14 protein-coding genes are annotated in these 20,631 nt (G+C 71.4%); 6 read left to right on the top strand and 8 right to left on the bottom strand.

Going from position 1 to position 20,631, the window contains the following annotated elements:
• Positions 1-44 precede the first annotated feature (44 nt).
• The 5 genes from thiC (at position 45) to FB600_RS13250 (ending at position 5,979) form a co-directional block, all read left to right on the top strand.
• A complete protein-coding gene (thiC, locus tag FB600_RS13270; protein WP_017919122.1) occupies positions 45-1,976 on the top strand; it encodes a phosphomethylpyrimidine synthase ThiC in 1,932 nt (643 codons plus the stop codon).
• A 262-nt stretch (positions 1,977-2,238) separates the two neighbouring features.
• Positions 2,239-2,451, top strand: coding sequence for a glycine zipper 2TM domain-containing protein (locus FB600_RS13265; RefSeq protein ID WP_013697213.1), 213 nt, complete (start codon positions 2,239-2,241; stop codon positions 2,449-2,451).
• Positions 2,452-2,672: 221 nt separating this feature from the next.
• Positions 2,673-3,008 carry a hypothetical protein gene (locus FB600_RS13260; RefSeq protein WP_013697212.1) on the top strand — a complete coding sequence of 112 codons (336 nt, stop codon included), beginning with the start codon at positions 2,673-2,675 and terminating at the stop codon, positions 3,006-3,008.
• 326 nt (positions 3,009-3,334) lie between these two features.
• Positions 3,335-4,270 carry a DMT family transporter gene (locus FB600_RS13255; protein ID WP_036052190.1) on the top strand — a complete coding sequence of 312 codons (936 nt, stop codon included), beginning with the start codon at positions 3,335-3,337 and terminating at the stop codon, positions 4,268-4,270.
• A gap of 395 nt (positions 4,271-4,665) precedes the next feature.
• Entirely contained in the window at positions 4,666-5,979 is a 1,314-nt protein-coding gene (locus FB600_RS13250) for an EAL domain-containing protein (protein ID WP_096749436.1), read from the top strand.
• 60 nt (positions 5,980-6,039) lie between these two features.
• Here the strand turns inward: FB600_RS13250 and arfB are convergent, their stop codons facing one another.
• From arfB to recC, 4 genes are read right to left on the bottom strand one after another with little or no spacing between them, the layout of a single operon-like run.
• Entirely contained in the window at positions 6,040-6,441 is a 402-nt protein-coding gene (arfB, locus tag FB600_RS13245) for an alternative ribosome rescue aminoacyl-tRNA hydrolase ArfB (protein WP_098154360.1), read from the bottom strand.
• Complete coding sequence (locus FB600_RS13240; RefSeq protein WP_145756923.1) at positions 6,438-8,750, bottom strand: AAA family ATPase; 2,313 nt, start codon at positions 8,748-8,750, stop codon at positions 6,438-6,440. The genes arfB and FB600_RS13240 overlap by 4 nt, the downstream gene beginning before the upstream one ends.
• Complete coding sequence (gene recB / locus FB600_RS13235; protein ID WP_145756924.1) at positions 8,747-12,493, bottom strand: exodeoxyribonuclease V subunit beta; 3,747 nt, start codon at positions 12,491-12,493, stop codon at positions 8,747-8,749. Before recB ends, FB600_RS13240 begins: the two co-directional genes overlap by 4 nt.
• Positions 12,490-15,921, bottom strand: coding sequence for an exodeoxyribonuclease V subunit gamma (recC, locus tag FB600_RS13230; protein WP_145756925.1), 3,432 nt, complete (start codon positions 15,919-15,921; stop codon positions 12,490-12,492). The genes recB and recC overlap by 4 nt, the downstream gene beginning before the upstream one ends.
• Before the next feature lie 163 nt (positions 15,922-16,084).
• On the opposite strand from recC, the gene FB600_RS13225 reads away from it, so the two are divergent.
• Complete coding sequence (locus FB600_RS13225) at positions 16,085-18,385, top strand: FUSC family protein (RefSeq protein ID WP_105821025.1); 2,301 nt, start codon at positions 16,085-16,087, stop codon at positions 18,383-18,385.
• A 58-nt stretch (positions 18,386-18,443) separates the two neighbouring features.
• Here FB600_RS13225 and FB600_RS13220 read toward each other — a convergent pair whose 3' ends face one another.
• The 4 genes from FB600_RS13220 to FB600_RS13205 all read right to left on the bottom strand — a co-directional run bounded on the left by FB600_RS13220 (position 18,444) and on the right by FB600_RS13205 (position 20,552).
• Positions 18,444-18,629, bottom strand: coding sequence for a hypothetical protein (locus FB600_RS13220; RefSeq protein WP_096749441.1), 186 nt, complete (start codon positions 18,627-18,629; stop codon positions 18,444-18,446).
• Positions 18,630-18,684: 55 nt separating this feature from the next.
• Positions 18,685-19,155 carry an Lrp/AsnC family transcriptional regulator gene (locus FB600_RS13215; RefSeq protein ID WP_013697203.1) on the bottom strand — a complete coding sequence of 157 codons (471 nt, stop codon included), beginning with the start codon at positions 19,153-19,155 and terminating at the stop codon, positions 18,685-18,687.
• Between the two features lie 180 nt (positions 19,156-19,335).
• Positions 19,336-19,977, bottom strand: a complete 642-nt coding sequence (locus FB600_RS13210) for an NAD(P)-dependent oxidoreductase (RefSeq protein WP_098154367.1) — start codon at positions 19,975-19,977, stop codon at positions 19,336-19,338.
• A gap of 134 nt (positions 19,978-20,111) precedes the next feature.
• Positions 20,112-20,552 carry an Rrf2 family transcriptional regulator gene (locus FB600_RS13205; RefSeq protein ID WP_096749443.1) on the bottom strand — a complete coding sequence of 147 codons (441 nt, stop codon included), beginning with the start codon at positions 20,550-20,552 and terminating at the stop codon, positions 20,112-20,114.
• Positions 20,553-20,631 lie beyond the last annotated feature (79 nt).

The following is a 20,631-nucleotide window of genomic DNA, read 5'->3' as shown; positions in this document are numbered from 1 at the left end:
CTCTCTCGTCTCCTGCTTAGCGCCCCACATCAGGAGATGACCGCATGAATGCCAACCCGAAGTTCCTGTCCGCCGATGCCCGCGTCGACGCCGCCGCGATCGCCCCGCTGCCGAATTCCCGCAAGGTCTACGTGACGGGCTCGCAGCCCGACATCCGCGTGCCGATGCGCGAGATCACGCAGGCGGACACGCCGACCGGCTTCGGCGGCGAGAAGAATCCGCCGATCTACGTCTACGACACCTCGGGCCCCTATACCGACCCGGAAGCCAGCATCGACATCCGCTCGGGCCTGCCGGCGCTGCGCCAGGGCTGGATCGAGTCGCGCGGCGACACCGAAACGCTGGACGGCCTGAGCAGCGCCTACGGCCGCGAGCGCGCCGCCGACGCGGCCACCGCCGAGCTGCGCTTCCCCGGCCTGCACCGCCAGCCGCGCCGCGCGCAGGCCGGCAGGAACGTGACGCAGATGCACTACGCGCGCCAGGGCATCGTCACGCCCGAGATGGAATACATCGCGATCCGCGAGAACCAGCGCCGCGCAGAATACCTCGCCAGCCTCGAGGCGAGCGGCCCGAACGGCGCCAAGCTGGCCGCCATGATGGGCCGCCAGCACCGCGGCCAGGCCTTCGGTGCCGCCGCCTTCGGCGAGAACCCGCTGGGCGAGATCACGCCCGAGTTCGTGCGCGAGGAAGTCGCGCGCGGCCGCGCCATCATCCCCGCCAACATCAACCACCCGGAATCGGAGCCGATGATCATCGGCCGCAACTTCCTGGTGAAGATCAACGCCAACATCGGCAACTCGGCCGTCACCTCCTCGATCGGCGAGGAAGTCGACAAGATGACCTGGGCGATCCGCTGGGGCGGCGACACGGTGATGGACCTGTCCACCGGCAAGCACATCCACGAGACGCGCGAGTGGATCATCCGCAACAGCCCGGTGCCGATCGGCACGGTGCCGATCTACCAGGCGCTGGAGAAGGTCAACGGCCGTGCCGAGGACCTGACCTGGGAGATTTTCCGCGACACGCTGATCGAGCAGGCCGAGCAAGGCGTCGACTACTTCACGATCCACGCCGGCGTGCGCCTGCAATACGTGCCGCTGACCGCCAACCGCATGACGGGCATCGTCTCGCGCGGCGGCTCGATCATGGCCAAGTGGTGCCTCGCGCATCACAAGGAAAGCTTCCTCTACGAGCACTTCGAGGACATCTGCGAAATCATGAAGGCCTACGACGTGAGCTTCTCGCTCGGCGACGGCCTGCGCCCCGGCTCGATCTACGACGCCAACGACGAGGCCCAGCTCGGCGAGCTCAAGACGCTGGGCGAGCTCACCCAGATCGCCTGGAAACACGACGTGCAGGTGATGATCGAAGGCCCGGGCCACGTGCCGATGCAGTTGATCAAGGAGAACATGGACCTGCAGCTCGACTGGTGCAAGGAAGCGCCGTTCTACACGCTCGGGCCGCTGACCACCGACATCGCGCCGGGCTACGACCACATCACCTCGGGCATCGGCGCGGCGATGATCGGCTGGTTCGGCACCGCGATGCTCTGCTACGTGACGCCCAAGGAGCACCTGGGCCTGCCGAACAAGGACGACGTCAAGGAAGGCATCATCACCTACAAGCTGGCGGCGCACGCGGCCGACCTGGCCAAGGGCCATCCGGGCGCGCAGGTGCGCGACAACGCGCTGTCCAAGGCGCGCTTCGAGTTCCGCTGGGAAGACCAGTTCAACCTCGGCCTCGATCCGGACAAGGCGCGCGAATTCCACGACGAGACCCTGCCCAAGGATTCGGCCAAGGTCGCGCACTTCTGCTCGATGTGCGGCCCGCACTTCTGCTCGATGAAGATCACGCAGGACGTGCGCGACTTCGCGGCCAAGCAGGGCGTGTCGGAAAGCGAGGCGCTGAAGAAGGGCATGGAAGTCAAGGCGGTCGAGTTCGTCAAGACCGGCGCCGAGATCTACCACCGCCAGTGAGCGGCATCGGCGCGGCCGTTGCCGCGCGCGGGATCTCCCCTGCGCGCGGCCTCGCGCTGCGCCGCAGCATGCGCAGCCTCGGGGGCGCGGCCGGTGCAAGCCGCGTACCCGCGGCGATACATTTGATTACGCCGGAAAAGCGGCTTAACAAGTCCTTACAGCAACCGGTTCGCGGCTCCTCTAGATTGATAGTGTCGCGCGCGAATCGGATTTCACGGGCCGCGCGCCACGACTCACTCTTCACTCTTTCCGAGGACACACCATGAACTCGATCCGACGTGTTGGGATAGGGGCGCTGCTGATCGCCACCATCGCGAGCCTGTCGGCCTGCGACTCGATGACGACGCGCCAGCGCGATACGGCGATCGGCGCCGGTGTCGGCGGCGTGGCCGGCGCGGCCATCGGCGGCAGCGCGCTGTCGACGCTGGGCGGCGCGGCCGCCGGCGGCATCATCGGTAACCAGGTCGGCAAGTAAGCGCCCGCCCGGGCTTGAAGCAGTTGGTCGCCCCGCCCGCGCGTTCGCGGGCGGGGCGAGTCGTCCTGCCGCCCTCGCTCCCCGCGATCCGCCTCGTGACACGATGCGGGCTCGCGCGTGTTGAAATCTGCCGTTACTGTTTCACACAGCGTTTCGTCCGCGACGCGCCTAAGCTCCCCGTATCGCCACCGTCACAGGACGCCTCCGTCCGGAGGTCCGCCATGAAAACCCGCACTTTCGTCGCCGCCGGCCTCGCCACCGTCGCCCTCGCCGGCTGCTATTACCCTTACGGCTATTACCCGGCCGGCGGTTATTACGCCGCCACGCCGGTCGCGCCCGCCGCGACCGATCCGAACTACCCGGCACCGGCCTACAACACCGCGCCGGCCTATGTCGCGCCCGCCTATCCGGCCTATTACCCGGCCTACCCGGCGCCGGCCTACTATCCGGCCTATGGCGGCTGGTGGGGGCCGTCGGTCTCGCTGGGCTTCCGCTTCGGCGGAGGCGGCTACTGGGGACACGGCGGACGCTGGGGCGGCTGGCACGGCCATCGTTGAGCGTGGCGAGCGCGGGCTGCCGGTTCGCCTCGCCCGCGCCCGAGCGATCGCGGCCGCGCCGCCGTGCGTGGCCTGATCCATCGTCAGCGTGGCGCGCCGGGCGCCCGATCGTGCGTGCGGCTGCGAGAGCCGGCCTTCGGAGTTCAAGGCCCTTCGCCTTGCCACGCGCCCCCACGCGCCCGACCTGCCGCCTTCGCCGGCAAGCCAGCATCGACGATTCCTCAGACCTATCTCCGCCTTTTTGCCATTTCATCCGTTCCTGTAACATCGGCGGCCGGCGCGGCGCTACCATGCCTCGGCATCCCGCGCCCCCATTCGAGCCCGCCATGTCCACCCGCCATCTCTCGCTGCTGATCCTGCTCGCCGCCTTCTGGGGCGCCTCGTTCCTGTTCATCCGCGTCGGCGTGGCCGACTTCGGCGTCGCCCCGCTGATGGTGCTGCGCGTCGGCTTCGGCGCGCTGTTCCTGCTGGTGCTCGCGCTGGCGCGCAACGGCGCGGCCGGACTGGCGCGCACGCTGCGCCGCCATGCCTGGCCGCTGCTGGTCTGCGGCCTGCTCAACTCGGCCGCGCCGTTCTGCCTGTTCGCCTTCGCCGAGTTGACGCTGCAGGCCGGCATCACCTCGGTGATCAATGCCACCGCGCCGCTGTGGGCCGCGGTGGTGGCCTATCTCTGGCTCGGCGAACGGCTCTCGATGCCGCGCGTGTTCGGCCTGGTGCTCGGTTTCGCGGGCGTGCTGCTGCTGGTCGGCAACCAGGTGCTCGCGCCCGAGGGCAGCACCGGCGGCGCGAGCGCCGGCGCCACCGCGCTGGCCGCCGCGGCCGCGCTCGGCGCGACCCTGCTGTACGGGATCGCCGCCAACTACACCAAGCGCAAGCTGTCCGGCGTCGACCCGCTGATCAACGCGACCGGCACCATGACCGGCGCCACCCTGTTGCTGCTGCCCTTCGCGCTGGCCACCTGGCCGGCCGCGCCGGCCTCGGCGCAGGCCTGGGGCGCGGTGATCGCGCTCGGCATCCTGTGCACCGGCGTCGCCTACCTGATCTTCTTCTACCTGATCGCGCATGTCGGGCCGTCGCGCACCATCACCGTGACCTTCGTGATCCCGATCTTCGGCATCCTGTGGGGCGCGCTGTTCCTCGGCGAAACAGTCGCGCCGATCATGCTCGCCGGCTGCGCGGTGGTGCTGCTCGGCACCGCGCTGGCGACCGGCGCGATCCGGCGCATCCCGGGCTTCGGGTCGGCACGCGACACGGCCGCCTGAACCGCGACGCGCGGCGGCAATGCTTCGAATCCTGCCACGCATCGCCACTGCAATGCTGCCTCTCTTTTTCCTCGCTTTCCGGCTTTTTCGACACTTCAATCGTTTGCGCCCAGGCTTTCGCGCAGGGCCGACAAGGCCCCGCCAAGCGCTGCGCGTGCGGCCGAACAACAGGTGTGCGAAGCGTCGATGATTCGTAGCGCCGATCATTTTCCGTGCTCGTCCATTCGGTGTAGAGTACGTGGGCGCGCGACGCGGCGGCCACCGCGTCAACCCGGCCGGCAGCGCGCTGCCACACACAGCCTCACGCAGCCTCGGGTAGCCACACACGACCGCGCGGTGCCGCCGCCGATCCCCCCGGATCGCACGACGCCCGCCCCCCACCGAACTCACGCGCAATGCGACCGTCCGCCGAACTGACGCTAGACCATCTCGTCAGCCTGCTCGTATCCGACGGTGCCGGCGGCTGGACCGCCAACTATCGCGGCATGCGCCTGACCACGGCATTCCAGCCGGTACTCTCGATCACGCACCGGCGCATCGTCGGCTACGAGGCGCTGGTGCGCGCCCAGGCTTCGAGCGATGCCTCGCTGGAACCGGAAGCGCTGTTCGCGCTCGCGCGCACGCGCGGCGACGCGCCCCTGCTCGATCGCATGACGCGCTGCCTGCACGCGGCCAATTTCGCCGCGCAGGATCCGGGCCACGGCTGGCTGTTCCTCAACGTGATGCCGCAGATGCTCGACTCGGGCAGCGCGCAGCGCGAATCGATCGACGAGCTCTGCGCGCATTTCTCGCTGCCGCCCACCCGCGTGGTGCTCGAGGTGATCGAGCAACCGGTGCGCGACGAAGCCGCGCTGGCACGCACCATCGACCGCATCCAGCATCGCGATTTCCTGATCGCGATCGACGATTTCGGCACCGGCTTCTCGAACTTCGACCGCGTCTGGCAGGCGCATCCCGACATCGTCAAGCTCGACCGCTCGCTGGTCGAGCGCGCGCAGCAGCCCGGCGACGCGCGCCGCAACATCCGCCACCTGGTGACCATGCTGCATCAGGCCGGCGCGCTGGTGCTGGCCGAGGGCATCGAAACCACCCACGCGCTGCAGGTGCTGATGGATGCCGACGTCGACTTCGTGCAGGGTTTCCTGTTCGGGCAGCCCGATGCCTCGCTGGCACGGGCCGGCGAAGGCGGCACGCGCCATATCGACGAGGCATGGGCGCGGCACGCCGCGCGCCGCGAGGCGCGGGCGCTGCGCAACGGCCCCTGTTTCGGCGAGCTCGAGCGGCGGCTGCTGGCGGCCGCGCAGGCCTGGCTCGCGAACGGCGACCTGGCCGCCGCGGCCGCGCCGCTGTTCGAACTGCCCGAGATCCGGCGCTTGTTCGTGACCGACCCGCAGGGCCGCCAGCCGGTCCCCTCGATCGCGCGCCCCGACGCGGTCTCGCCGACCCAGGCGGCGCGCCTCGCGCCGCTGTTTCCCGATACCGACAGCAACTGGTCGCGCCTGCCGGTCTGGCAGCGCGCGATGCAGACGCCGGGCCGCGTGATCATGGCCGGCCCGCAGCATTCGCTGACCGAGGGCCGCAACGCCTGGTCGGCGGCGCTCGCGGCGAGCGCGCCGCAAGGCAGCGAGGTGAAGGTGGTGCTCTGCGTGGAGTTCGTGTCGGACCCGCACGACGACGGCGACGCATTCGAGGCGGCCGACGAGTCCTGAGCCGCGTTCACGCGCGCCGAGCCGTTCCCTCGTGATTCGAGCCGCAACCGGCTCGATGCCTCAATCGACCACCTTGCCCCGCCCGGCCTTGACGGTCCCGCGCCGATTCTTCGCATCGAGCCGGCGCTCCTTCGAGGCGCGCGTCGGGCGCGTCGCCACCCGCGCGCGCCGCACCACGGCGACACTCGCGATCAGCGCGTCGAGCCGCGCCAGCGCGGCCACGCGGTTCTGCTCCTGGGTACGATATTCCTGCGACTTCAGCACCACCACGCCGTCGCGCGTGATGCGCTGGTCGGACAGCGCGAGCAGGCGCTCCTTCAGCAGCTCGGGCAGGGAGGAGGCGCGGATGTCGAAGCGCAGGTGGATCGCGCTCGACACCTTGTTGACATTCTGGCCGCCGGCGCCCTGCGCACGCACCGCCGAGAGTTCGACCTCGGCCGGATCGAGCGTGTAGCGGATCATGTTCCGTTCTCCTGATCGACTGTCTTGCCGGCGCCTGCGTGCCGCGCGGCGGCCTCGGCGATCCGCGCGGCAAGGCCCGAGTCGCGCTGGGTGCGCGTGGCGATCGCCTGCGCCAGCACCGTGCGCGGCCCGATCACCTGCACCCGTGAACGCGCGCGCGTGATCGCGGTATAGACCAGCTCGCGCGACAGCACGCGCCCGAACGCGGCCGGCAGGACCAGCGCCGCCTCGTCGAACTCCGAACCCTGCGACTTGTGGACCGTCAGCGCGAAGGCCGTATCGTGCGGCGGCAGCGCGGCCGGCGAGACCGCGCGTGCCTGCCCGTCGGCGCCGCGGAACCAGACCCGCAGCGCGCCGCGCGCATCGGGCAGCGCGATGCCGATATCGCCGTTGAACAGGCCGAGCGCGTAGTCGTTGCGCGTGACCATCACGGGCCGGCCCGCGAACCAGTGCGCGCCGACCGCGAGCGGCACGCGCACCGCGCGGCGCACCTGGGCGGCGACACGCTGGTTGACCTCGTCGGCACCGCGCGCGCCGCTGCGGGTGGCGCACAGGATGCGGAAGCGGTTCAGCGCGTCGAACAACGGCAGCGGATCGGGCTCGGCCGTGGCGAGCGCGGCGCGCAAGGCCTCGCCATAGGCATCGAAACCATGCGCGAGGCGCTCGATGGTGGCCACGGACAAGGCATCGCCGCCGTCGTCGTAGTAGCGCGCGGCGGCGCCGACTTCAGTCGACAAGGCGTCGAGCGCGTCCTGCGCCGCGCCGCGGCGGATCGCCAGCGACAGCCGGCCGATCGGCGAATCGAGGCCGAAGCGATAGTTGCGTTCGAGCCAGACGACACAGTCGGCCAGGGGGGAGATGGCGCCGGCGGAAGGTGCCGGTTCGAGTCCGGTCCCCGGCACCCAAGTTCGCGCCTCCCGATTCATCGCGGCGCCCCCGACATCCTGCTCGTCGATCCGCCAGGCATCGAGCCAGCCCAGTTCCTCGGGCTCGATCCAGGCATCGAGCGGCGCGCCCGCGAAGCTGTCGATCGATACCGCGGGCAGCGCGACCGGCTCGACGATCGGCGCCTCGTCGAAATCGAACAGGGAAGCCTGCGCCGGCGGCTGCTCCGCTTCGTCACGCGCCTTGCGCTTGCCGCGCGCCGTCGTGCGTTGAGTGGCCGAAGCCGGCCCGGCGGGCGGCGTCACCGCATCGGGCGCCGCTCCAGCCAGCGCCGGCGGCCCGCCCGCCTCCGCCGGCAGCGCCGCCACGAAGTCCGCCACCTCCACGCCCAGCGCCTGCGCGATGCGCCGGCAGCCCGCCGCGCTGAAGGCCGGCCGCGCGCTCAGCTCGGCGAACACGGCGCCGGCCTCGACGGCGGCGAGCTGGTCCTTGTCACCGAGCAGCACCAGCCGCGCGCCCGGTGCCAGCGCGTCGAGCAGGTGGGCGGCGAGCGCGACGTCGATCATCGAGGCCTCGTCGACCACCACCAGCTCGTAAGGCAGCGGATTGTCGCGATGATGACGGAAGCGCCCGCCCGGCAGCCAGCCGAGCAGGCGATGCAGCGTGTAGGAGGTTTGCGGCAGGCGCGCCGCGAGTTCCGGCGGCAGGCCCGAGGCGCGCGCATGCAGGGCTTCCTGCATGCGCTGCGCGGCCTTGCCGGTCGGCGCGGCCAGCGCGATCCGCAGCGTTGGCTGCATCTCCATCAGGCAGGCGATCACGCCCACCACGGTGGTGGTCTTGCCGGTGCCGGGGCCGCCGCTGACGATCGTCACCCGCCCGCCCAGCGCGACCAGGGCCGCGACGCGCTGCCAGTCGATCTCGCCGGCGCGCGGCGCCGCGAAGAAGCGCTCGAGGCTCTCGCGCAGCGCGACAGGCGAGAACGCGGCCTCGTCCGCTTGCGAGGCCGCGCCCGCGTGCATCACCAGCGCATCGGCCAGGCGCGTCTCGTAGTCGTAATAGCGCGCGAGATAAAGCCGCCCTTCCCCATCCACCACCAGCGGGCAATCGGCCCCGCGCGGCGCGCGGCCGAAGGCGGCCACGCCGCTGGCGGCCAGCTCGGCGCGCACCGCCTCGAGCGTGGTGTCGTAGCGTTCGGCCAGCGCCGCCAGCGAGATGCAGACATGGCCGGCGGCGGTCGCGCGGCTGGCCGCGAAGGCGGCGCGCGCGGCCCAGCGCGCGGCATCGGGGGCGGCGCCCAGCCGGCGCGACAGCATGCCGATCCGGCGCGCGAAACCCTCGGCCAGCGCGAGTCCGAAATCGGCCGGCTCGGGCAGGCGCTCGGCCAGCCCGCCGACGAAGCCGAACGGTTCGGTCAGGTCCTTCATGCGCGCTCCTTGCGCATCAGCGCGTCGAGCGCCTCGACCAGCTCGCGCGAGGGCCGCCGCGCATGCACGCCCGAGGGCCGCCCGCCGCTCGACCAGCCGGGACGCACGCCGCGCACGAACAGGTAGAGATACCCGGCCATGTGGCTGTCGTAGTCGTAGCCGGGCAGGCGCACGCGCAGGTAGCGATGCAGCGCGACGGTATAGAGCAGCGCCTGCAGGTGATAGGCGTGGTCGGCCATCGCCGCATCGAGCGCGGCCGGCCCATAGGCGTCGGGGGTCGCGCCGAGATGGTTCGACTTCCAGTCGACGATCCAGAAGCGGCCGTCGTGCTCGACGATCATGTCGATGAAGCCCTTGAAGAAACCCGCGAGCGTACCCGATTCGAGCGCCACGTCGGGATAGCCGTGCTCGACCAGCAACGCACGCAGCGCCGCGAAATCGAGCGCGGCGGCCGGGAACAGGAATTCCATCTCGTTCAGGCGCCGGCCCGGATCGATCGCGGCGAGCTGCATGCCGGGCACCAGCTCGGTGGCGACCACCTCGGCCAGCATGCGCGTCATCATCGCCGGCAGCCGCTTGGCCAGCTCGGGCTCGACTTCCACCGGCCGCTCGTGCAGCGCGCGCCGCGCGGCTTCGTCCCAGCCGCTGGCGTCGCCGAAGTCGCTCAGCTCGAACAGCAGGTGCAGGCACTCGCCCGCCGCCGCGCCGCGCGGGAAACCAACGATATCGTCGGGATCGGGTTGCACGGCGCGCTCGCCGCCGCCGTCGATGCGCGGCACCGGATCGACGGCGGCGGCGAGCGCATCGTGATCGGGACGCAGCGCCTCGTCGGGCACGGCCGCGATGCCTTCCTGCTCGCGCGCGATCGAGACCGTCAGCGAGCTGAAGCTGGCGATGCGCCAGGCGTCGCGCAAAAAGCGCGCGGCCTGGCGCGCGCCGCCGAGCCGTTCGGCATCGTGGCCGGCCGCCAGCGGCGTGCGTGCGCTCACGCCCGGCAGCGGCGCGATCGAGATCGGGCCGGTGGCCAGCGCACGCCAGCTCGCGGCCAATTCCTCGGCCTCGGGCGGTGTCTCGAGCCAGGCGTCGAAGCCGTGGCCGGCGCCGCCGACCAGCCAGTTCAGCACGCTGCGGCGCGCCTCGCGCGTCGAACGCGCCGACTGGTAGACGCCCGCCACCAGGTAGCAGCGATGCACCGCGCGCGTGAGCGCGACATAGACCAGCCGCGCGCGTTCGGCCGCCTGCTCGCGACGCGCCTGCGTGGCGGCCAGCTCGGCGGCCGCCTCGTCGCAGCCGTAATGGAGCACCGCCGCGCCGGCCTCGTCGTGATACTCGCGCGCATCGGGCAGGGCATCCTCGCGCGGCTCGTGCAAGCGCCCATCGTTCAGGAACGGACAGAACACCACCGCGTATTCGAGGCCCTTGGACTTGTGCACGGTGACGATCTGCACCAGGTTGCGATCCGATTCGAGCCGCAATTGCGCGTCCTCGCCGCCGCCCACCGCACGCTGCGCGGCCAGCCAGCGCAGCGTCGGCGCGATACCTGGCTGCGCCGAGGCACGCGCCTGGGTCAGCTCGGCCAGGTGGTTGATGTCGGTCACGCGGCGCTCGCCGTCGGCGCCGCCGATCAGCCGCTCGGCGATCCGCAGCTCGCGCGCGAAGCTGCGCCACATCACCGCGAAACCGCGTTCGCGCCAGAGCAGGCGATAGCGCGAGAAGCGCTCGACCCAGCTCATCGCGTCGGCATCATCGGAGGCAGCGCCGGGCGCCGCCTCGCCCTGCTCCAGCCGCCACAGCGCCGCCGCGTCGAGCCCGAACCAGTCGGTGGCGAGCGCCGCGCGCAGCCGGCGCAGGTCGCCCGGCGCATCGATCGCGGCCAGCACGCGCTCGAGCTGCTCGGCGTCGAGCGTGGCGAACACCGAGGCCTGCGCGAGCTCGACGCTGCCGATCCCCCAGGCGGCCAGCACGCGCTTGACGATGCTGCCCTGCCGGTGGGTCTGCACCAGCACGGCGATATCGGCCGGCGTGAGCGCGGCCTCGCCGAGTCGCACCGCGCCCTCGCGCGCGCCGCGCATCAGGCGCGCGATCTCGGCGGCGCAGGCCTGCGCGGCCTGCCATTGCGCGTCGCGCTTGCCCAGCGCCTGGTCGCCGTCGGGCAGCATCCAGATCCGGAAATCGCCGCTGCCGGCGCGCGGATCGGTGCCGTCGACGAAGGGCGCGCGCTGCCGCGTGCCGGCGCGCACCGGCTGGTAGTCGAGGCCGTCCAGCACGAAGGCGCGCGGGTTCGCGCCGAACACGCGGTTGCAGGCCTCGACGATGGCCGGCGTCGAGCGCTGGTTCACCGCCAGCGTGTAACGCGCGCCGGCCCGCTCGCGCGCGGCCAGGTAGGTGTGCAGGTCGGCCGCGCGGAAGCTGTAGATCGCCTGCTTCGGATCGCCGACCAGGAACAGCGGCCCGGCCGGCGCGAAGATCCGGTCGAAGATCGCGAACTGCAGCGGGTCGGTGTCCTGGAACTCGTCGATCAGCGCGGCCGGGTAGCGGCGGCGCAGCGTGTCGGCGAGCCAGGGATGCGCCTCGAGCGCGTGATACAGGTTGGCGAGCAGGTCGTCGAAGGAGACCACGCGGCGCGTGCGCTTCTTCTCGGCCAGACGCGCCGGCGCCTCGGCCAGCCAGTCGGCGATCAGCGCCAGCCAGCGCGCGCGTTGCGCGGCCTCGGCGGCGGCCAGCGCGGCCTCCAGCGCCTCGGCCGCCTCGAAGAACGGATGCTCGGGCGTGGCGCCGCCCTTCTTGGTGGCCTTTTCCAGCACGCCGCGGGTGAGCTTCAGGGCCGGCTTGGGCAAGGCGGCCGGTGCCAGCGCGCCGGCCGCCTCGTTGAAATAGGCGCCCCAGGCGGCCAGCGCATCGTCCACCGCCTCGGGCTTGTGCGAGCGCTGGTTCAAGGAAGCCTGCGCCAACGCCAGCACGCCGGCGATCGCCGCGCGCTCGGCCTGCCACAAGGCGGCCGCCGCCGCGTGGCTGGCCCGCAGCGCCGCGTCGAAATCCACGCCCGGCGCGTGCGGATCGGGCAGGCCGTCGAAGCGCAGCGCGGCCAGCGGTTTCTTCAGGCGCCGCGCGAGTTGGACGTCGAGCGCTTCCGGCCCGGCGCGATGCGCGACCAGCCAGGCCGCGAAGCCGGGATGCGCGGCCGCCACCGGCTCGACGCGCGTGCGCCAGAACTCGGCCGCCAGCTCGAAGCGCAGCGCCGCGTCGTCGGCCTCCATCTCGAAGGCGAACGGCATGGCGGCCGCGAACGGCGCTTCCTGCAACGCGCGCTGGCAGAACGCGTGAATGGTGTGGATCGCCGCCTGGTCGAAGCCGCGCAGCGCGCGGCGGATTCGCTTGGCGGCGGTTTCGGCATCGATTGCGCTGCCGTCATCGCCGTCGCTGCCCTCGCCGAGCGTGGTCTCGAACAAGCGCGCGACGAACGGATCGCCGCCGTCGTCGCCGGTCTCCAGCGCGTGCGCGAGCTGCGCGAGCCGTCCTCGGATCCGCTCGTGCAGCTCGGCGGTGGCGGCCTTGGTGAAGGTCACCACCAGGATCTGGTCGGCCTGCAGGTCGTGTTCGAGCAGCAGGCGCACATAGAGCGCGCAGATGTTCCAGGTCTTGCCGGTGCCGGCCGAGGCCTCGATCTGGTTCACCCCGTCCAGCGCGCAGGCGAAGACGTCGAGCTCCTGGGGCGCCTGCGAGGCAGCGATGGCGGCGCTCATGGCTCGCTCCTCAGGTGCTCGGCGAGCGGCGTGAAGACCAGGCGCGCGAGCGCCGGGAACGGCGCGTCGAGCGAAAGATTCCTGCCGCGCCAGACGATCGCGAGCGCCGCGTCGTCGGCCTCGCTGGCCACGCGCTCGTTGATCCACACGCCGGCGGCCTTGGCCTCGCCTTCCGCGACCAGCGCCCAGGCGCTCTTCGGGAAGAAGCGCAGCGGCATGCGGCGGCCGGCGCGGAACAGCGCGGCCAGCGGCGCGAGATGCGCGAGCGGGTCGGCCACCGGCGCGAATTCGAAACCCTCGCCGCTGCCGAACCACCGCGTGCGGCGCGGGCCGCCCGGATCGATCGCGCAATAGACCAGGTGCGCGAGCCAGGCCGACAGATGATCGCGCGCGCCGGGCCGCGCGTAGCGGTAGATCACCTGCCCGGCGGGCGTGAGCCGGTTCAGCGTGCCATGCAGCGAGAGCGGCGCGCGCAGCGCGTCGGCCGCCAGCGCCGCATCCTCGGCGCCGAACCAGGGCATCTCGCCTTGCGGCCAGGCCGGCGTGATCTCCAGCGCGAAGGCGCGCCGCTCGGCGCCCGCCTCCAGCGCGAGCCGCACCTTGCCGGCCAGCCGGCCGAGCGCGCCGAGCGCCTGCTCGCGCCATACCGCGCCGGTCGCGCCGCCCGGCATCTCGGGGCTCGCCTCGGCCACGCGGCGCGCGAGTTCGCCCACGCTCTCGCCGGCGCCATGCTCGACGCTCTCGACGAACATCGGCAGCACGCGCGCGGCCAGCGCATCGCTGCCCGCGTAGTCGAGCGCGAAGGGTTCGGTGTCGATCAGCTCGGCCTGCGCGTCGAACAGCGCGACGCCGAGCCGGTCGCGCAGCAGCGCGCGCGCCGGATGCCGCCAGAAGCGCTCGAAGTCGCCGAAGGCCACCGGCGCCTCGGGCTCGGGCGGCAGCGGCGCGGCGAAGAACGGCGGTACGTCCCCGGTCGTGCCGCGCGCGAGCTGGCCGGCCAGCGTGGCGCGTTCGGCGTCGTAGGAATAGAGCCGCCCGCCGGTCTCGAAGTAGTCGGCCGAGAACGGCTGCAGCGGATGCTCGATCACGAAGGCGCGCCGCGCCGCCTCGATCGCGGCCGGCGCCGCGCCCGGCCCGGCCGTGACCTCGGCCACGTAGTCGAGCAGCTCGTCGACCAGGGCGGCCGGCGGCAAGGGCGCGTTGTCGCGGATGCTGCGGCCCGTGTAGGTGATCAGCAGCCGGTCGCGCGCGGCCAGCAGCAGGTCGAGGAACAGGTTGCGCTCGTCGTCGCGGCGCTGGCGATCGCCGAGCTTGGCGAACACCGCCATCAGGTCGAACTCGTCGGCGCGCGCCAGGCTCGGCAGCACGCCGTCGTCCATCCCGACCAGGCAGACCACGCGATACGGCAGGCCGCGCAGGCTGGTCAGCGAGGAGAAGGTCACGCCGCCCCAGGGCACGCCGCCGCGCGCCGGATCGTCGAGCGCGGCGGCGAAACCGGCGCGCATCACGGCGGCCGGCACCGGCAGGTCGCGCGCGCCCTCGCGGATCGTCGCGACCAGCGCGTCGAGCGCGTCGCGCACGCCCGACAAGGCATCCGCGTGGGCCGCGCCCGAATCGAAGAAACGCGCCAGCGCATCGGCGAAGATCTCGCCCCAGGCTTCGGGCGTTTGCTCGCCGGCGATGCGACCGGCGAACCAGTCGAGATCGTCGGTGAAGCGCGCGAGCCGGCCGAGCAGTTCGGCTTCGCCGCCCTCGGGGCCATCCACCGGCAGGTAGGCGCCGACCGGCGCGGCACCATCGGGCATCGCGTAGCCGAGGAACAGCCGCGCCAGCGCATCGGCGAAGGTGTGGCGGCGCACCGGCACGGTGTCGTCGCCGCCCACCGAGCCGTCCGCGGCATCGTTCGCGGCCGCCAGCCCGCGTCGCGCGCCGGCCGCGGCGAGCCAGGTCTGCACGGTCTCGAGCGCGGCCGCGTCGATGCCGTAGCGGGCCGCCACCGCGTCCACGCGCAGCCACTCCACCAGCTCGGGCGCGCCCACCTCGCGATCGGGCAGGGCCAGCCAGTCGAGCAGCACGCGCGCCACCGGGTTGGCCTGCGAGGGCGGCAGCCCGGTGATCCGGTACGGCACGCGCGCGGCCTCCTGCGAGGCGGCGGTGCCGAACACCGCGTCGATCAGCGGGCCGGCCGCGGCCAGGTCGGCCACCGCCACCAATACGTCCGAAGGCGCGAGCGTCGGGTCCTCGGCGAAGGCGGCCAGCAGCCGGTCGTGCAGCACCTCGAGCTGGCGCGCCAGGCCGTGGCAGACATGCACCTCGATGCCGCGCTCGGCCGGCGGCGGCCCCAGCTCGGCCTCGGGCTGCAGGTCGAGGATCGCGTTCTGGATCCGCGCCAGCCAGGTGTCGCCGGCGAAGCCCTCGTATTGCGCGGCATCGGTGGCGGCGGCGGTTTCGGTCAGCTCGTGCAGCATGTGCAGCTGCGCCTGGGTCTGGCGCCCCCACTCGGCCAGCAGCGGATGGCCGACCTGCTGGTAGTCGAGCTGGCCGGCCGCGTCGAGCGACTCGACGCGCGCGGCGCTGACGATGTCGAACCAGAATTCGCGGCAGGGATTGAGCGCGTAGATCCGCACGTCGATCCAGCGCGACAGCTCGCGCAGCAGCGCGACGTGCAGCGGCGGCATGGTCGGCAGCGCGAACACGCTGACCGCGTCGGGCCAGGCGGCCAGCGTGCGCGCGTCGGGCGCGAGCGCGGGCGCCTCGCGCAGGAAACGATGCGCGGGCGGCTCGCCGTCCTCGGCCAGCTCGGCCACCAGCGCGCGCCACAGCGCGGCCTGCCAGTGCTCGTCGTCGCGCGCGGCCTCGGCGCCGCGCGAAGGCGTGCCCTCCAAAGCGAAGAGCGAGCCGCCGTCGCGCCAGGCCGCCAGCCATTCGGGCCGGTAGGTCAGGTAGTGGTCGAACACCGAGGCGAGCCGATGGGCCAGCTCGTAGCGCATCGGCGCATCGGCCGCCGCCAGGTAGGCCGCGAGTCGCGGCGAGGCGAGCCAGGGCGCCGCGCCGTGCGCTGCGCCGGCTTCGTCGAGACCGCCATGAGCGCCGCCCTCGTTCGCCGAATCCACCGAATCCGCCGCCTCCGACAGCAGCCGGTAGCAGCGCCACACCAGCCGGTCCGGCGCGAACGGCGAGCGCGGCGGCACGCGCAGCACCTGGCCGATCTGCGTCCACAGCCATTGCGCCAGGTAGCTGAACTCGAGGTTCGCGCAAATGCCGTGCCGCCCGGCGATGTCGAGCTCGAGCCGCCGCCGCAGCGCCGCGCTCGGCACGATCACCTGCTGGCGCGCCCACGGCCCCGCCGCGCCCGGATGCGAGGCGAGATGCTCGATCAGCGCATCGGCGAGGGTTTCGTGGCGGTTCGAGAAGAAGAGATGGAGCATGCGGGCGGCGCGACGGACGAGGCGCGGCACGAAACCGCGCAGGAAGCGCCAAGGATAGCAAACGCGCCCGCGCCCGGATATTCGGAGAACGGCCAGACGGCCGGCCCGGGGAAATACGATAGACTCGTCCGTCCCCCCGCGCCGTTTCCTCAACCCGTCCTCGATGCGCTATTCGATCGAAATCAGGAAGTTCCTGTACAGCCAGTATTTCTTCGGCGGCCTGCGAATCGCCGTCGGCGTGTCCCTGCCGGCCGTGCTCTGCCTGATCGTGTTCCACGAACGCGACCTCGGCTTCACCATCGCCACCGGCGCGCTGGGCGCCTGCGTGGTCGACATGCCGGGTCCGCTCAAGTACAAGCACAACGAAATGCTCGCGTGCAGCGTGATCGGCTTCCTGTCGGCGCTGGCCACCGGCCTGGCCACGCCGAACATCTTCGCGCTGTGGCTGACCATCGTGCCGCTCACCTTCGTGCTGTCGCTGATCGTGGTGTACGGCAACCGCTGGCCGCAGATCAGCTTCGCCACCCTGTTCATGATGGTGATGACGCTGGAGGACAGCTTCACGCCGCTCGAGGCGCTGGTCAACGCGGCCTGGATCCTCGCCGGCGGCCTCTGGTACACCTACTGGGCCACCCTGGTGTCGCGCTGGCAGGCGCGCCGCATCGAGCAGCAGGCGCTGGCGGACAGCCTGTTCGCCTTGTCCGGCTACCTGCTCGCGCGCGCCGATTTCTACGATCCCGATGCCGATCTCGACGAGTGCTACCGCAACCTGGTGATCAAGCAGGTGGCGGCGGTCGAATCGCAGGAAACCGCGCGCGACATCGTGCTGCGCAACCTGCCCAAGCTGCGCCACGGCAAGCTCGACCCGGCGCGCACCATGATGTTCAACCTGTTCATCAACAGCGTCGACCTGCACGAGATGTTCGTCGGCGCGCATACCGACTACCCGCTGGTGCGCAGCACCTTCGGCGGCTCGGACATGCTGCTGTTCTATCGCGACCTGATCCGCAAGGCCGCCTCCGACCTCGAAACGGTCGGCCTCGCGGTGCTGGAGAATCGCGCGAGCCAGCCGCGCATCAGCGTGAAGGCCGAGCTGCGCGCGATCGAGTACGAGATCGAGCTGATGCGCAAGAAGAACTTCGCGCAGACCAACCCCGAGGCCTACGCGGCCGTGCTGGCCACCTTCCGGCGCATCTGGAGCGCCACGCGCCTGATCGACAAGATGCGCCGCGCGCTCGCCGAGGCGCCGGACACCAGCAAGACCGAGCTGAAGATCGACCAGACCCTGGCGCGCTTCCTGCAGCGCCGCCGCGTCTCGCCGATGCTGATCTTCTCCAACCTCAACCTCGGCTCGCCGAGCTTCCGCCACGCGCTGCGCGTGACGGTGGCGGTGGCCGTGGCGTTCTGGCTGGGGCGCCTGCTGCCGCTCACCAATGCCTACTGGATCGTGATGACCACCATCATCATCCTGAAGCCGGGCTACTCGCTGACCAAGCAGCGCAACGCGCAGCGTATCGTCGGCACCCTGCTCGGCTGCGCGATCAGCATCGCGCTGATCTACACGGTCAAGTCGCCGGCGCTGCTGATCGCGATCATGTTCGGCTCGATGGTGATGAGCTACAGCCTGCTGCTGTTCAACTACGCGGCCAGCGTGGTGTTCACCTCCTCCTACGTGCTGCTGATGTTCCACCTGCTCGCGCCGGGCAGCATGCGCATCATCGGCGAGCGCGCGATCGACACGGTGGTGGGCTGCATGATCGCGATCGCCGCGAGCCGGCTGTTCCCGTACTGGGAATATCGCGCGATGGGCAAGCTGGTGGCCGAGGTGCTGGGCACCACGCGCAAGTATTTCGAGGCGGCCTGGCGGGTCGGGCGCGGCCAGGGTGCGCCGGCGGCGCCCTCGGTGGCCGCCGCCGACGGCGCGGCGGTGGTGCAGGCGGTGGCGGTCGCGGCCGAATCCGGCAAGGTCTCGCCGCTCGAGAGCGACTACCCGTATCGCCTCGCGCGCAAGAACGTGCACATCGCCTTCGCCAACCTGGGCCAGGCCTTCCAGCGCATGATGCTGGAGCCCAAGGCGCACCAGCGCTTCGTGCCCGAGCTCAACGACCTGCTGGTGCAGGCCCACGTGCTGGGCGCGCAGATCACGGCCGCCGCGCCCCTGCTGCGCAGCGCCACCAGCGAGGGCGCGCCCGATGCCTACGCGGCGCTGGAGCAAGGGCTCGCGCAGGTGCGCGAGCATCTCCTGCAGGCCGAGGCCGGCACGCCGCCGCCCGCCGAGCAGGCCGAGCTGACCAAACGGCTCTCGCGCGATCTCGATTCGATGGTGGTGGAGGCGGAGAAGTCGAGCCAGGTGGGCTCGGAGCTGACGCACGACCTGAAGGTGCTGGCGCACCAGTGCAAGCAGATGCTGGCCTCCTCGCTGCTGATCCGCAAGGACGCGAGCCTGATCCGGCTGCCGGCCTGAGGCGGGGGAAGCGGCATCGATGGAAAAAGGCCCGGCGTCCTGCCGGGCCTTTCGGACTTCAGCCGCCCGAGGCGCCCGAGGCCGGCGCCGAGGCGGCCGCGCCCGGCGCCGCGCCATGTTCGGCGTCGTAGGCGCGCTTCTCGGAGATCGCGTTGTAGAGCACCGTGCCGATCACCGCCAGCACGATCACGACGATCATCACCGACACGCCGCGTACCGGGTTCTTCCTGCGCTGCTCGTTCATGGTCTGTGGCCGCCTCGCGGCGGACGATCGAAAGGGCTCATTCTACGCGCGGCCCTCAGGCCGGCGCGAGCTCGGTGCGCACCGGCAGCGCGGTCGAGTACTTGATCTGCTCCATCGCGAACGAGGAGCTGACGTCGAACAGCGGCACGCTGCGGATCAGGTGCTTGTAGACGCGGTCGTAGTCGGCGATGTCGGCCACCACCACGCGCAGCAGGTAGTCGGTCTCGCCGCTCATGCGGTAGACCTCGACCACCTCGGGGATGTCGCAGACGGCCTGGGTGAAGCTGCGCGCCCATTCCTCGGTGTGCTGGTTGGTGCGCACCGCGACGAACACGGTGGTGCCCACGCCGAGCTTGCGCGCGTCGCACAGCGCCACCTGGGCGCGGATCGCGCCGGTGTCCTTGAGACGCTGGATCCGTTTCCAGCAAGGCGTCTGCGACAGGTTCACCTTCTGCGCGAGTTCGGCGATCGGCAGCGTCGCATCGGTCTGCAGCAGTTCCAGCAATTTGCGATCGATGTGGTCCATTTCCCCATTCCTGTTGGTATAGAAAATTTTTCTACGCTGGATGCTACACGGGGAACATTATGAAAACTTATTCGCAACGTCGACCGGGGTAAATACGGAGCCGGCCGGGCCGCCGCGACGGACCGCATGCGAGGACGGCGAGCCGGCGCGATCCGGTGCCGCCCTCGCCGCTCGCCTCGCTCAATACGCGACGGTGGCGATCTCGCGCACGAATTGCCCCTGCTCGATCGCATCGACGAAGGCGATCGCGTAGTCCTCGGTCGAGATCCGGCTGTTGCCCTCGGCGTCGCTGATCAGCTTGCCGGTGCCGGTGCGGAAGGTGCCGGTGCGCTCGCCCGGCGCGATCAGCGCGGCCGGCGCGAAGAAGGTCCAGTCGAGGTCGCTCACGCCGCGCAGGTAGCCGAGTGCCTCGCGATGGGCCAGCGCCTGCGGCTTGTAGGCATCCGGGAAACCTTCGGTATCCACCAGTTGCGTACCCGGCGCGACTTCCAGCGAGCCGGCGCCGCCCACCACCAGCAGGCGCTTGACGCCGGCCGCGCGCGCACCGTCCACCAGCGCGCGGACCGCCTTCGGCACCTGGGTCGCGTCGCCGCCGCCCGGGCCGTAGGCGCTCGCCGCCACGTCCTGCCCTTGCAGCGCCGCCGCCACGCTGGCCGCATCGAACAGGTCGGCCGTCTTCGCCGTGATATTGCCTTCGCCGCCACCGGCGCGGCGCGACAGCGCCGTCACGCGATGCCCGCGACGCGCCGCTTCCGCCGCGATCCGCGAACCGATGCCGCCCGATGCGCCGAACAGCGCGATGTTCAAAGTCTTCTGCGTCATTTGCTTGATCCTCAGGGTGATGTGTAATCGATTCGATTACACTTAATGGCAAAAAAAGCGGGGATCGGCTCCCCGTACCTCGGCACTGCCCGAACTGCATCCTGCCCACCGGCGGCCCGGCCGCCGGCTTCCCGCTATCCGTCCTGCCGCATCTCGTGCTCGCGCAGCACGTCGGCCATCACGTCGGCCACCGTGCGCCGCGCCAGCGAGGCTTCCATGGCGCGCTGCGCGTCGTTGATATAGACCGTCAGCACGCCCTGGATATGCCGCCCCACCAGGCAATCGGGGTTCGGCGCCTCGCGATGCAGGGCGAACAACTGCCCGTCGTCGACCGCGCGATACACCTCGAGCAGCGTGATCGAGCCCGGCTCGCGCGCCAGCAGCGCGCCGCCGCCGGCCCCGAGTTGCGAAGTGGTGATGCCCGCGGCGGCCAGCATCGAGGTCAGGCGCCGGATCAGCGCCGGGTTGGTGTTCACGCTGCCGGCGATGTACTCCGACGACAGCGGCACGCCCTCCTGCTGCGCCAGCAAGGTCAGCACATGCACGGCGAAAGCGAACCGGCTGCTCGTATTCATGCTCGGTGAACCGGCCGCGTGATCGCGCGGCCGTCTCGGCGACAAAGTGTGCTCATCATAGTTACATTTATTCCGGCCT

The sequence above is a fragment of the Burkholderia sp. SJZ089 genome (assembly GCF_007828315.1).
Classification (GTDB): domain Bacteria; phylum Pseudomonadota; class Gammaproteobacteria; order Burkholderiales; family Burkholderiaceae; genus Burkholderia; species Burkholderia gladioli.
The sequence above is the reverse complement of the archived record's forward strand: the minus strand, read 5'-3'. Positions and strand labels throughout refer to the sequence as shown.